The 13,249-nt window shown below is 55.1% G+C and carries 14 protein-coding genes and 1 tRNA gene; 8 read left to right on the top strand and 7 right to left on the bottom strand.

The genetic code is table 11. The features are described from left to right. The first annotated feature begins 89 nt into the window (after positions 1-89). Entirely contained in the window at positions 90-893 is an 804-nt protein-coding gene (gene dkgB, locus LGL98_RS20310) for a 2,5-didehydrogluconate reductase DkgB (protein WP_136032020.1), read from the top strand. Between the two features lie 32 nt (positions 894-925). Here the strand turns inward: dkgB and yafC are convergent, their stop codons facing one another. Further along, entirely contained in the window at positions 926-1,831 is a 906-nt protein-coding gene (gene yafC / locus LGL98_RS20305; RefSeq protein ID WP_117126542.1) for a DNA-binding transcriptional regulator YafC, read from the bottom strand. Between the two features lie 104 nt (positions 1,832-1,935). Here yafC and LGL98_RS20300 point away from each other — a divergent pair, with 104 nt between their 5' ends. The 3 genes from LGL98_RS20300 (at position 1,936) to LGL98_RS20290 (ending at position 4,884) form a co-directional block, all read left to right on the top strand. Beyond that, entirely contained in the window at positions 1,936-3,126 is a 1,191-nt protein-coding gene (locus LGL98_RS20300) for an MFS transporter (RefSeq protein WP_136032017.1), read from the top strand. 102 nt (positions 3,127-3,228) lie between these two features. Next, positions 3,229-4,026: an endonuclease/exonuclease/phosphatase family protein gene (locus LGL98_RS20295; RefSeq protein ID WP_004204614.1), complete on the top strand. Its 798-nt coding sequence runs from the start codon at positions 3,229-3,231 to the stop codon at positions 4,024-4,026. A gap of 87 nt (positions 4,027-4,113) precedes the next feature. Then, on the top strand, positions 4,114-4,884 hold the full coding sequence (locus LGL98_RS20290; RefSeq protein WP_136032016.1) for a class I SAM-dependent methyltransferase: 771 nt from the start codon (positions 4,114-4,116) through the stop codon (positions 4,882-4,884). A 58-nt stretch (positions 4,885-4,942) separates the two neighbouring features. Here LGL98_RS20290 and mltD read toward each other — a convergent pair whose 3' ends face one another. Both mltD and gloB read right to left on the bottom strand, forming a co-directional pair. Further along, positions 4,943-6,310 carry a murein transglycosylase D gene (gene mltD, locus LGL98_RS20285; RefSeq protein WP_002889632.1) on the bottom strand — a complete coding sequence of 456 codons (1,368 nt, stop codon included), beginning with the start codon at positions 6,308-6,310 and terminating at the stop codon, positions 4,943-4,945. A gap of 71 nt (positions 6,311-6,381) precedes the next feature. Further along, positions 6,382-7,137, bottom strand: a complete 756-nt coding sequence (gloB, locus tag LGL98_RS20280; RefSeq protein ID WP_136032014.1) for a hydroxyacylglutathione hydrolase — start codon at positions 7,135-7,137, stop codon at positions 6,382-6,384. 32 nt (positions 7,138-7,169) lie between these two features. Here gloB and LGL98_RS20275 point away from each other — a divergent pair, with 32 nt between their 5' ends. Beyond that, the gene (locus tag LGL98_RS20275) at positions 7,170-7,892 is read left to right on the top strand and encodes a class I SAM-dependent methyltransferase (RefSeq protein WP_136032012.1); all 723 of its coding nucleotides are present in this window, start codon (positions 7,170-7,172) and stop codon (positions 7,890-7,892) included. Here the strand turns inward: LGL98_RS20275 and rnhA are convergent. Beyond that, positions 7,889-8,356, bottom strand: a complete 468-nt coding sequence (gene rnhA / locus LGL98_RS20270) for a ribonuclease HI (protein ID WP_136032010.1) — start codon at positions 8,354-8,356, stop codon at positions 7,889-7,891. The two genes, LGL98_RS20275 and rnhA, sit on opposite strands and share 4 nt — an antisense overlap. A gap of 64 nt (positions 8,357-8,420) precedes the next feature. Here rnhA and dnaQ point away from each other — a divergent pair, with 64 nt between their 5' ends. Next, positions 8,421-9,152, top strand: coding sequence for a DNA polymerase III subunit epsilon (gene dnaQ / locus LGL98_RS20265; protein ID WP_004204621.1), 732 nt, complete (start codon positions 8,421-8,423; stop codon positions 9,150-9,152). Between the two features lie 133 nt (positions 9,153-9,285). Then, positions 9,286-9,362 (top strand) — tRNA-Asp (locus LGL98_RS20260). Positions 9,363-9,421: 59 nt separating this feature from the next. On the opposite strand, the gene LGL98_RS20255 is transcribed toward LGL98_RS20260, so the two are convergent. Continuing rightward, a complete protein-coding gene (locus tag LGL98_RS20255; protein ID WP_136032008.1) occupies positions 9,422-10,303 on the bottom strand; it encodes a LysR family transcriptional regulator in 882 nt (293 codons plus the stop codon). 103 nt (positions 10,304-10,406) lie between these two features. Between LGL98_RS20255 and eamB the strand changes: the two genes are divergently transcribed. Then, a complete protein-coding gene (eamB, locus tag LGL98_RS20250; protein ID WP_136032006.1) occupies positions 10,407-10,997 on the top strand; it encodes a cysteine/O-acetylserine transporter in 591 nt (196 codons plus the stop codon). A gap of 28 nt (positions 10,998-11,025) precedes the next feature. Here the strand turns inward: eamB and LGL98_RS20245 are convergent, their stop codons facing one another. Both LGL98_RS20245 and LGL98_RS20240 read right to left on the bottom strand, forming a co-directional pair. Then, positions 11,026-12,126, bottom strand: coding sequence for an AI-2E family transporter (locus LGL98_RS20245; protein ID WP_136032004.1), 1,101 nt, complete (start codon positions 12,124-12,126; stop codon positions 11,026-11,028). A gap of 249 nt (positions 12,127-12,375) precedes the next feature. After that, complete coding sequence (locus LGL98_RS20240) at positions 12,376-13,146, bottom strand: amidohydrolase (protein WP_136032027.1); 771 nt, start codon at positions 13,144-13,146, stop codon at positions 12,376-12,378. Positions 13,147-13,249 lie beyond the last annotated feature (103 nt).

Here is a 13,249-nt window from a genome sequence, read left to right as displayed (position 1 = left end):
ATCCTCTGCATTAATCGCTCTTTTTCCCCTCCACACCATCAGCCATAATCTCATCCGTTAACTGAAATGAAGAAATAACGAGGAAAATCATGGCAATCCCTGCATTTGGTCTTGGCACCTTCCGTCTGAAAGATGATGTTGTTATCGCATCCGTAAAAACCGCGCTGGAGCTGGGCTACCGCGCCATCGACACCGCGCAGATCTACGACAACGAAGCCGCGGTGGGTCAGGCCATCGCCGAAAGCGGCGTGCCGCGTGATGAGCTGTTCATCACTACCAAAATCTGGATCGAGAACCTGAGCAAAGACAAACTCATTGCCAGCCTGCAAGAAAGTCTGCAGAAGCTGCGTACGGACTATGTTGACCTGACGCTGATCCACTGGCCGTCACCGAACGATGCGGTTGCCGTTGAAGAGTTTATGGTAGCCCTGATGGAAGCGAAGAAGCTGGGTCTGACCCGTCAGATTGGTATCTCCAACTTTACGATTCCGCTGATGGAGCGTGCGATTGCCGCCGTTGGCGCTGAAAACATTGCGACCAACCAGATTGAGCTCTCGCCGTACCTGCAAAACCGTAAAGTCGTTGACTGGGCACGTGAGCACGGCATTCATATCACCTCTTACATGACGCTGGCTTACGGTAAGGCGCTGAAAGATGAAGTAATTGCCCGTATCGCAGCGAAACATAGTGCGACACCGGCGCAGGTTATCCTGGCATGGGCGATGGGCGCAGGCTATGCGGTTATCCCATCGTCCACCAAGCGTGACAATCTGGCCAGCAACCTGAAGGCACTGGATCTGCAACTGGATGATGAAGATCGTAAAGCGATCGCCGCGCTGGACTGCAACGATCGTCTGGTGAGCCCGGAAGGTCTGGCGCCGCAGTGGGATTAATCTCCCGCTCCCGGCATGCCCATCAGAAGGTACTACGACAGCTCCTTCGGGAGCTGTTTTACGTGTTCGCTCAGAAAATCAATAAACGCCCTGATACGTGTACTGACGGCCCTATCGCTGTAGTACACCGCACTGAAGGGCATCTCCACCGGTAAGCGCTTATCGGCCAGTAGCTCGACAAACTCTCCGCTGGCAATCTCTTTATCCACCATATAATCCGACAAACAGGCAATACCGTTGCCGGTCAGGCACAGCTGCTTGAGCGTTTCGCCGCTATTGGATGACACCGCCGCTTCGATCTCTAACAGCTGGCCATCGCAGCAGGAGACCGGCCAGGTATTCAGCGATACCGGCTCGGTGAAGCCGAGGCAGTGATGCTGTTTCAGATCGGACGGATGCTGCGGCATACCGTAGCGCGCGACATAGTCGGGCGAGGCGACGATCTTACGATAGCTGGTAAACAGCGGTCGGGCGCGCAGGCTGGAATCCGTTAAGGTCCCGGCCCGAATGGCCACATCCACTTTTCGTTCAATCAGGTTAATAAACGTCTCAGACGAGACGAGCGACAGCGTCATTTCCGGGTAGCGCTCGCGAAATGGCTTCACCAGCGGCATGAGAAAATGCAGCATCACCGGGGTTGCCGCATCTACCCGCAGCAGGCCCCGCGGCGTGGTGCGCGTCTCCAGCAGATCGTTCTCTGCCGCCGCCATTTCCTGCAAGACCACCTGCATCCGGCGAAAATAGCGCTCGCCTTCTTCTGTCAGGCTGAGCTGGCGGGTAGTCCTATTGAGCAGGCTTACGCCTAGCTTTGATTCCAGCTTTTTGACCGCCCTGCTGACGGCGGAGTTAGCCTGGCCGAGCTGCTCGGCCGCCCGGCTGAAACTCCCGCTTTCCACCACCGCCACAAAGATGGCGATCTCCTCTGATGTGGCTCTCATTATTGCACCTGTAGCAAAATTCTATTGATACTTTGATAGTTTTTGTTATTTATACAACCCTTCATACTACGTGTCATCTTAATCCTGATGCTACGGAGTAAATTATGCCACTGGCGCTATTTGCCTTAACTATCGGTGCCTTCGCAATTGGCACCACTGAATTTGTGATTGTCGGCCTGGTCCCGACCATTGCCCAGCAACTGTCTATCTCTTTGCCGTCTGCGGGACTACTGGTCTCTATCTACGCGTTGGGCGTGGCGATCGGCGCCCCGGTGCTGACAGCGTTGACTGGCCGGATGCCGCGTAAACAGCTGCTGCTGGCGTTGATGGTCCTGTTTACGGCGGGTAATGTGCTGGCCTGGCAGGCGCCGGGCTATGAAACGCTGATCCTGGCGCGACTGCTGACCGGCCTGGCACACGGCGTGTTCTTTTCTATCGGTTCGACAATTGCTACCAGCCTGGTGGCAAAAGAAAAAGCGGCCTCGGCCATTGCCATTATGTTCGGCGGCCTGACGGTTGCGCTGGTGACTGGCGTTCCCTTTGGCACCTTTATCGGTCAGCATTTTGGCTGGCGGGAAACGTTCCTTGCGGTATCAATTCTGGGCGTGATTGCGCTTATCAGCAGTCTGATTCTGGTGCCGAATAATATTCCAGGCCGCGCCAGCGCCAGCCTGCGCGATCAGATGAAAGTCTTAACTCATCCACGCCTGCTGATGATCTACGCCATTACCGCGTTGGGCTACGGCGGCGTGTTTACCGCCTTTACCTTCCTTGCGCCGATGATGCAGGAGTTGGCGGGTTTCAGTCCGTCAGCGGTGAGCTGGATCCTGCTGGGCTATGGTGTCTCGGTGGCTATCGGTAACGTATGGGGCGGCAAACTGGCCGATAAGCATGGCGCCGTCTCCGCGCTGAAGTTTATCTTCGCCGCGCTGGTGGTGCTGCTGCTGGTCTTCCAGTTGACCGCCAGCATCCACTATGCCGCGCTGGCGACGGTACTGGTGATGGGCATCTTCGCCTTCGGTAACGTGCCGGGTTTGCAGGTGTACGTGGTGCAAAAAGCCGAACAGTACACCCCCGGGGCTGTCGATGTCGCTTCCGGCCTGAATATTGCTGCCTTCAATATCGGTATCGCGCTGGGGTCAATCGTCGGCGGGCAGACGGTTGAGCGGTACGGCCTGGCGCAGACGCCGTGGATTGGCGCGGTGATTGTGCTGGTCGCCTTGCTGCTGGTGGGACTCAGCGGTCGTTTAGATAAATCGCCGCGCCGTTCAGCAGCGGTTTCTATCGAAGGTTAAGCGTTAATCGCAAATTGCATTGAAAGTGGGTGGGAAAATCCCTATAACAGAAGAACCAGTCGTTGTCGGGCTGGTTTCTGTTATCGAGGATCAATGCCCAAATTGCGAAAGAATACCTATGCCATGCGCTACGTCGCCGGACAACCTGCGGAGAGAATATTGCCTCCGGGGGCGTTTGCGGGCGTGAGTCCGGTTTATCCCGCCGGTACGCCGTTAAGCAGCGATGAAAAGATCCGCGTGCTGGTATGGAATATCTTCAAGCAGCAGCGCGCAGAGTGGCAGTCGGTGCTCAAGAATTTTGGCAAAGATGCCCATTTAGTCTTGTTGCAGGAGGCGCAGACGACGCCTGAGCTGGTCAGGTTCGCGACCACTAACTATCTGGCAGCCGATCAGGTACCCGCTCTGGTGCTGCCGCAGCATCCTTCCGGAGTCATGACGCTGGCCTCTGCTCACCCCATCTATTGCTGCCCGCTGCGCGAACGCGAACCCATTTTGCGCCTGCCTAAATCCGCCTTAGTAACCGTCTATCCACTGCCGGATGCGCGGTTGTTAATGGTGGTGAATATTCATGCCGTCAACTTTAGTCTTGGCGTCGATGTCTACAGCAAGCAGTTGCTGCCGATCGGCGATCAGATCGCCCATCACAGCGGGCCGGTGATCATGGCCGGGGACTTCAATGCCTGGAGCCGGCCGCGAATGAACGCGCTGTACCGCTTTGCGCGTGAGATGTCGTTACGCGAAGTTCGTTTCTCTGACGATCAGCGCCGCCGCGCGTTTGGTCGTCCGCTCGATTTTGTGTTCTATCGTGGGTTAAGCGTACACGATGCTTCCGTGCTGGTGACCCGCGCCTCCGATCACAACCCGCTACTAGTCGAATTCAGTCCCGGCAAGCCTGATTAATTTAAGGTATGTCAGGCCTGCCATCGGGCAGGTCTGCGTTCAGCATGATGCTGCCCTAAATTACTCACACAACCGAAGGACAACACAATGACAACACGCTCTCACCATGACAACGTCGAAAAGCAGTTCGGCTCCCAGGCCAGCGCCTATTTGACCAGCGCCGTACATGCCTCCGGGCGCGATCTGCAGCGGCTGGCTGAACGGCTGACTGATTTCCCTCAGGCGAAAGTGCTGGATATGGGCTGCGGGGCAGGGCACGCCAGCTTTACCGCGGCGGGACAGGTTGCCGAGGTGACCGCCTATGATTTATCAAGCCAGATGCTGGAGGTCGTTGCCACCGCGGCAAAGGAGAAAGGTTTTAGCAATATCGTGACCCAGCAGGGGTACGCCGAAACGCTGCCGTTCGCTGATGTCAGCTTTGATGTGGTGATTAGCCGCTACTCCGCCCACCACTGGCATGACGTTGGCCAGGCGCTGCGTGAGGTGAAACGTGTTCTCAAGCCAGGCGGGGTGATGATCATAATGGACGTGATGTCGCCGGGTCACCCGGTACGTGATGTCTGGTTGCAGACCGTGGAAGCGCTGCGCGATACCTCGCACGTGCGTAATTATTCCAGCGGCGAGTGGCTGGCGCTGGCCAATGACGCAGGTCTGGTGATTAATCATTTATCGACCGATCGCCTGCCGCTGGAGTTCAGCTCATGGGTGGCGCGGATGCGTACTCCTGAGCCGCTGGTGGAGGCGATTCGCTTATATCAACAGAGCGCTTCGGCGGAGGTCAAAGCCTACTTTGAGTTACAGGCAGACGGATCGTTTACCAGCGATACCATTCTGTTCGAAGCGCATAAAGCGGTTTAACGCGGGCAACAAAAAAGGCACCGGGGGAAGTCGGTGCCTTTTTATCGAACCTGAGGTATCAGGACTCTGGTCGATCGCTATTTTTCACAAACAGCGTTAGCTGATCGCCTGGCCGCAGGTTGTCGGTATCGCTGTTCCAGCGCATCACGTCGCGAATATTAACGCCGTGACGTTTGGCGATGCTCGACAGCGAATCGCCTTTGCGAACGCGATAGGTGATGCTATCGCTGTTGTTCGCCAGACGCTGGGCGCTGCTGCCAGCGCCGATAACCAGGTTCTGTCCAACCTTCAACCCAGAACCGCGCAGGTTATTCCACTGCTGCAGATCGCGGGTTGTCACACCAAGACGGGAGGCAATCCCGGAAATGGTGTCGCCGGAGCGTACCTTATAGCTACGGCTGGTCAGCGGCGTGTTGTCTGCGAGCTGCGTTGGCTGTACAGCGGCAATGTCGCCAGAGGCCAGCGATTCACGCAGCTGAGCGGCGTGCTTCTGTGGCACCATGACGTACTTTGGCCCGCTAGCGCCCAGCGTTGATCCCTTTACGCCCGCATTAAACGTCTTCAGCTTGCTGACCGGCATACCGGCCATGTCCGCGAGCTGAGAGATATCAACCGGACTATCGAGACGAACGCGCGCCAGCGCACGGCTTTCATCAGCCGTAGGCAGCTTTACGCCGTAACGTTTGCTGTTTTTGAGGATGTCACTCAATGCCAGCATTTTCGGTACGTAGATTTTCGTTTCATGCGGCAGAGACAGCGACCAGAAATCGGTGGGTTTGCCACGCGAACGGTTCGCTTTTACTGCCTTCATGACCCGGCCTTCGCCGCTGTTATATGCCGCGACCGTTAACAACCAGTCGCCGTCGAACATTTTGTTCAGACGTTGCATCATGTCCAGCGCCGCGGTAGTAGACGCGACAACATCACGACGCGCATCGTAACTGCGGGTCTGTTTTAAACCATAATTGCGCCCTGTGCTCGGAATGATCTGCCAGATGCCTGCGGCATTGGCGCCAGACGTCGCGTGTGGGTCAAAAGCGCTCTCCACTATGGGTAGTAATACCAGTTCCATTGGCATGTTACGTTTCTTAACCTGCCCGGCTATCCAGTACATATACGGCTCTGCCCGTAAAGTTACATCGTGGAGATAGCTCTTATTTCTTAAGTACTTCTGTTTCTGTTCGCGAATCCGGGGATTATCCGGTATTCCCATCTTTAGCTCGTCGCCTATGGAAGTCCACAGATCCTGGTCTTGCGCGTAGAAGGTTCCATCATCTAACCAGCGCGCTTGACTTGTGAACTTACCTGCTTCCCCTTGACCAGCCGCAGAAAGGCTCTGTGCTCGCTGTTCGACGGTGCCATCGTGCTTAGACGCCTGGCACCCCACCAGCAGGACAGAGGCGAGTAATATCGCTCGTGCCTTCATGTGTGTGTCAATAGTTGCTTAAAAGACGACCAAGGATAACGGCGAAGTTGGCCGATGACAAGAATTAAATATCAGAAGTCATCTTTCTTTGACCTTAACCATGCAAATCGCGCCACAGAGTGTTGCAAATTTGTTTCTTTGTTAATTTTATCAATTAAATCAACATCATTTACGCGTAAAAATAAATTTATACGCCGCTCATTTTTCAGAGTTACGGGTAGTGTTTTTTGTTTTTTTGCACGTAACTCATTAACTTTATGATAGTAATCGTTTATATCCCTATCATCTGGCAGGATACTTAAAGCAAACTTCATATTCGCTAACGTATATTCATGTGCGCAACATATGAGGGTTTCTTCAGGAAGGGCGTTAATTTTCATAAATGATTGATACATTTGCTCTGCAGTACCTTCGAACAGCCTTCCACAGCCGCCGGAGAACATCGTGTCGCCACAGAACAGATAAGGTTCACTGTAGTAACAGATATGTCCTAATGTGTGACCTGGCGTGGAGAAAATGGAAAAAGCGTGCCCGAGAATTGACAGCCGATCGCCATCGCCTACCACCTGAGTGACGCCTTTATCCTGGGTTTCCGCCGGACCGTAAACCACTATAGAAGGGAACCTTTCACGTAATTGTTTTACGCCGCCGACGTGATCCTGATGGTGGTGGGTCAGTAAAATGGCCTCGGGCTGCCACTGGTTTTCCTCGATGGCCGCCAGAACCGGTGCGGCTTCGCCGGGATCAACGATGATGCAGCGGCCGTTATTCTCAGTGAGAACCCAGATGTAGTTGTCCTGAAACGCGGGAATACTGATAAGATTCATAAATTACCTCTAAAGCGTAGCGGAAGGTGGCGATGAAGCCGGCAAGGATACCTCACACAGTGACAGCGCCTGAGCATTGGTCCAGTATGCCGTGGGGCGAATACTATCGCGAAACGCTGGAGCAGCAGATGAAACCGTGGCTGGCTAAATTATATGGCTTTCATTTGCTTAAGATTGGCAATCTGAGCGCGGAAATCAATACCGAAGCTTGCGCCATCTCGCACCAGGTCAATGTCTCGCTGGCAGGAAACCCGATGCAGGTCCGGGCTGACCCGCTGCATTTACCCTTTGCCGAAAAGTCCGTTGACGCCTGCCTGCTGGCGCACACGTTGCCATGGTGTAGCGATCCGCATCGTCTGCTGCGGGAAGCCGATCGTGTACTGATTGATGATGGCTGGATGATCCTGACCGGGTTTAATCCGGTCAGCCTGATGGGGTTGCGTAAGCTGGTGCCGGTCCTGCGCAAAGGTACGCCTTATAATAGCCGTATGTTTACGCTGACGCGCCAGCTGGACTGGCTGGCGCTGCTCAACTTTGAAGTGCTGCACTATGGGCGTTACCAGGTTTTGCCTTGGTCGCGCCATGGCGGCAAATTGCTGAGCACCCATCTGCCGGCGCTGGGCTGTTTACAGTTGATTGTCGCCCGCAAACGGACCATTCCGCTGACACTCAATCCGATGAAATCCGGTAAAGCGAAAACCCAGCTGCGGCCGGCAGTCGGCGCCACCCGGCAGTGGCGCAAGGGGCAGAATTAACTCTCCGGCTGGTAGCCGACATCGTCCAGCGTGGGATGAGAGGCGGCCGCGCGCGCCAGCTCGTCGCAGCGTTCGTTTTCAGGATGGCCGGCGTGGCCTTTCACCCATTCCCATTTAATTTTATGCTGGCCAAGCGCGGCGTCCAGCCGCTGCCAGAGGTCGACATTTTTTACCGGTTTTTTCTCTGCCGTCTTCCAGCCGCGCTTTTTCCAGTTGTGGATCCACTGGGTGATCCCCTGGCGGACGTACTGGCTGTCGGTGCTGAGCACCACCTCACAATGCTCTTTTAACGCTTCGAGAGCGACGATTGCCGCCATCAGTTCCATGCGGTTATTGGTGGTCAGACGGTAGCCGGCGCTAAAGGTTTTTTCGTGCTGGCGGTAGCGCATGATGGCGCCGTAACCGCCGGGTCCTGGATTTCCCAGACAAGAGCCGTCGGTGAAAATTTCTACCTGTTTGAGCATCTCTGGTAGACTTCCTGTAATTGAAATCGATTTGTAAACGATAAGTCTGACATAAATGACCGCTATGAGCACTGCAATTACGCGCCAGATTGTTCTCGATACCGAAACCACCGGTATGAATCAGATCGGGGCGCATTACGAAGGACACAAGATCATTGAGATCGGCGCCGTGGAGGTGATCAACCGCCGCCTGACCGGTAACAATTTCCATGTCTATCTGAAGCCCGATCGGCTGGTGGATCCTGAAGCATTCGGCGTGCACGGGATCGCCGATGAGTTCCTGCTGGACAAACCCACCTTTGCCGACGTGGCTGATGAGTTTATGGATTACATCCGCGGCGCGGAGCTGGTGATCCATAACGCCTCGTTCGATATCGGCTTTATGGATTATGAGTTCGGTAAGCTGAACCGCGGCATCGGAAAAACCGAGACCTTTTGTAAAATCACCGACAGTCTGGCGCTGGCGCGGAAAATGTTCCCCGGCAAGCGCAACAGCCTCGATGCGTTATGTTCGCGCTACGAAATAGATAACAGCAAGCGTACGCTGCACGGGGCATTACTCGATGCCCAGATCCTTGCCGATGTCTATTTGATGATGACCGGCGGCCAGACTTCGATGGCGTTCTCTATGGAAGGCGAAAGCCAGCAGCAGGCGGGAGAGATGGGCATTCAGCGCGTCGTCCGCGCCGCCAGCCAGTTACGGGTGGTTTATGCCTCTGATGAGGAGCTGGTGAACCATGAATCGCGCCTCGACCTGGTACAAAAGAAAGGCGGAAGCTGCCTGTGGCGTGCCTGATAGCCCCTCAAATGGATTAAAAGTAGGCGGTTGGGCGATTTTTGCAGCAAACGATTCAAAATGGTAGAAAAAGCGTTGACGGGGTAGAGGGGAATCCGTAATATTCGCCTCGTTCCCAACGGAACAACAACGCGGAGCGGTAGTTCAGTCGGTTAGAATACCTGCCTGTCACGCAGGGGGTCGCGGGTTCGAGTCCCGTCCGTTCCGCCACTATTCAGAAAGCCTGAATCAGCAATGATTCAGGCTTTCGTCGTTTTCGTCGCCGAATTTCAGCGCGCCTCTTGTTCCTCCTGCATACACTGCATGAATACCCGCATCGCCGGACTGATTGCCTTCCCGGCGTGATGGGCACAGAGCGCATGGATCGTCAGCGGCGTCCCGCTGAACGGCAGCTCAATCAGTGTCCCGCGTTTGAGTTCCTCCTCTACCGCAAAGCGTGGCAGAAAACTTACTCCCAGATTGCCCGCCACGCACTGCTTGATACTCTCAATACTCCAAAGCTCGATGGTGTTCTCCATAGTAATACCGCGTTGGCGCAGGGTGCTTTCAAAAATCTGCCGAAACACACACTGGGGCTCGTTGATGATAAAGCTCAGCGGGATATGCTGCTGCGGACGCAGGAAGTCGACCGGCGCTAGATCGACAGACGCGACCAGCGCCAGCGGCTGCGGGCCAAGTTCCATCATGGTGAGCGCATCATCGTTGCCAACCCGGTAAAACACCCCCAGGTCGACTTCGTCAGCGAGCAGGGCATCACGGATGCTGTAGCAATTGAGCGACTGTAGTGACAGGCGGACCTTTGGGGCGCGTTGCTTAAAACGCTGCAGCACCGGCGGCATTTTGTACGCCAGCAGGGTTTCACCAGTGGCGACGCGAAGTTCGCCGCCGGGTTCATCGTCCTGGCGCGCCGCCTGGCGAATCGACGCCATCACTTTGGTCAGATCGTAGACGTGCGGCAGGACATTTTTACCGGCGGCGGTGAGACACATCCGCCGGCCAATTTTCTCAAACAGCGGGATGGCGAGCTCCTGCTCAAGCTGCTGGATATGAAAGGTTACGGTGGACTGGGTGCAGCACAGTTTCTGTGAGGCGCGCAGAAAGGATCCTTCTTCGACAACCGTTTTGAAGGTGATAAAGCGTCGCAGATCCATATTTCCTCTTTATATCGACATTCTCGAATTCAGAATGAAAAAACATTCATTTTTTTAAATTATCAGCTTCGGGTACTGTCTGCCAGTCAAGAGGAGAAAACACGTGACACCTACCCTGATTAGCGCCTTTTTAACTTACACCCTGATCACCGCCCTGACGCCCGGGCCGAATAATATTCTGGCGCTGAGCAGCGTCACCGCGCACGGCTTTCGACGGAGCATGCGGGTTCTGGCCGGCATGAGCCTGGGGTTTGTGATCATCATGCTGATTTGTGCCGGGCTGACGTTCACTCTCGTTACCCTGGATGAGGGGATAACCTCCCTGCTACGCTGGGTCGGCGCGGGGTATATCCTGTGGCTGGCCTGGCACATTGCCCGTAGCGATCCTGCCAGCGGTGGGCAGGAGGAGCGGCCTGTCAGCTTCTGGGCCAGCCTGGGGCTGCAGTTTGTGAATGTAAAAATTATCCTGTACGGCATCACGGCCCTGTCGACCTTTGTTTTGCCGGTGACCCGCGAGCCATTCTGGCTGGTGGTGACAGGTCTGTTGCTGTCGGCAATTGGGATAGGCGGTAATCTCTGCTGGGCGCTGGCCGGGCAGCTGTTTCAGCCGGTTTTTGAACGTCATGGCAGAAAGTTAAATTTGCTGCTGGCGCTGCTGCTAATCTGGTGTGCGGTGCGTATGTTTATGGAATAAGTGAAGGGAGCGTGATGCTCCCTCGATGTTATTTATCCTGCGGCAGAGCGGGTTGTCCTTCATTTACCCAGGTCATGAAGATCCGGTAACCGATGGCCAGCAGGGTGGCGCCGAGGAACATACCGAGAATGCCGTTAGAGGCCATTCCGCCGAGCGCGCCCAGCAACACCACCGGCATCGGCGCATCGACGCCGCGCCCCAGCAGCAACGGTTTGAGGACGTTATCGGCCATGCCGGCGACGATCAGCAGGATGGTGTAGAAGATATCCATGCCGGTACTGTGGGTGCCGAGACTCCACATCAGTGCAATGGCCGGGGCCGTCACCAGGATCACCGGCACCTGGGCAATGCCGAGGATCAGGGCAAGAATAAAGAAGATCCCGACGGCGGGTATGTTCGCTATCAGCATGATCACACCGACCAGCAGCGCCTGGATCAGTGCCACCCCGATGACGCCCTGGGCGACCGCGCGGATGGTGCTGGTGCACAGGCGACTGAGGGTCACGCCTTTATTCTCATCGGTAATACGAATGGCAATACGCTGGGCGCTGATGGCGCCCGCTGCGCCCCAGGCCATCATAATTCCCGAGACGATAAACGAAATAATAAAGCCAATCAGCCCGCCGCCCATGCTGGCTAAAATACTGAGGAACTGTTTAGCGATTTCGCCGATTTGCGAGCGGTAATTACTGAGCAGTCCCGGAAGATCTACAGAAGCCTTCATCCACAGGTCGCTCAGCCGTTCACCAACGATCGGCAAAGCAGCAATACGCGAAGAGGGTGGGGGAATGGTAAAGCTCTGGTTGCCCATCTTATCAATCATGGCGCTGGCGCTTTCCGCCAGCGAGGTGATCATCAGCACCGTGGGGATGACGATCAGTAAAATACCTAACAACACCAGTACCGCTGACGCCAGTCCCTGTTTACCTGCTAAGAGTCCGGCAAAATATTGATGTAAAGGATAGAGCGCTACGGCGAGAATCAGCGCCCAGAGCATCATATTGATAAAGGGAGAAAAGACGGTAAAACAGAATGAGGCCAGCGCCAGAATAAGCCCGAACCGAATAAACATATCGAGAAAACGGGTGACCAGCCGTTTCTCTATTAACAGCAGATTATTATTATCCATTTTCTATTACGCTCACATAATATTCTTACGCCAACGCTCAGCGTTGTTTAACAAAACACGCCAGCAACAGAAAATTCATGATTTACAACACAGATGTGAGTTGAAGGTGATCTCCGCCCGTTTGGTTATGGAGTCTTTTAATCAGTGTAGAACAGAAATGAAAAGCGCCCGGCAAATATTGTGTGGTGTGCTTACAGTCAAAATTCCGCTTTCTTTAGCCGCTAAATGGGGAAGAAAGCGGAGGAAATATTAATCGAGGGTAAAAGGATCGGCATCGCGCCAGGCGGGAAATTTTTCGCGATATTCCTGGAGAGCCGTCAGCGACAGCTCGGCGTCAAGACGGGTGGCCTGATGCGGATCGGCGGTGGCGACAATCTCCCCCTGGGGATTGATAATCCGGCTATCGCCGCGGTAATGATGGCCATTGCCGTCAGTGCCAACCCGGTTACAGCCGGCGACGTAGGCCTGGTTCTCAATGGCGCGGGCGACCAGCAGCGACTGCCAGTGCAGGGAGCGCGGCGCCGGCCAGTTGGCGACATACAGTGCCAAATCATAGTCGTTCAGATTTCGCGACCATACCGGGAAGCGCAGGTCGTAACAGACCAGCGGCAGGATCCGCCATCCGCGCCATTCAAAGACCACGCGCTGGTTTCCAGCCTCATAGTGATGATGTTCATCGGCCATCCGAAACAGATGCCGTTTATCATAATGGTGCACCGTACCATCGGGCTCGACCAGCAGGAAGCGGTTAACGGCGCCGCGCTCGGTTTGCAGCGCGGCGCTGCCGGCAATCAGCGCCTGGGTTTGCGCGGCCCGGGCATGCATCCACTCCACCACGTCGGCTTCGGGTAAAGACTGTTTTGCCGCTTCCATGGCAAAGCCGGTGGTGAACATCTCCGGTAAAACAATCACATCGCGCCCGATAATTCCTTCCAGTTGACGATCAAAATGGCGCAGGTTGGCAGGGCCGTCCATCCAGACCAGCGGTTGTTGCAACAGCGTAATTTTCAGGCCAGGCACAATGGTCAACTCCATTCTCATGAGGGGGTTAGGTTAACTGTAACACCATATCAGCCTCGCAGCGGTCAGCGGAATATTTTGTTAAAAAAATGCTACTGACAGA

The sequence above is a fragment of the Klebsiella africana genome (genome assembly GCF_020526085.1).
GTDB classification, from domain to species: domain Bacteria; phylum Pseudomonadota; class Gammaproteobacteria; order Enterobacterales; family Enterobacteriaceae; genus Klebsiella; species Klebsiella africana.
Note: the sequence above shows the minus strand (reverse complement) of the source record. Positions and strands in the feature narration are given on the sequence as shown.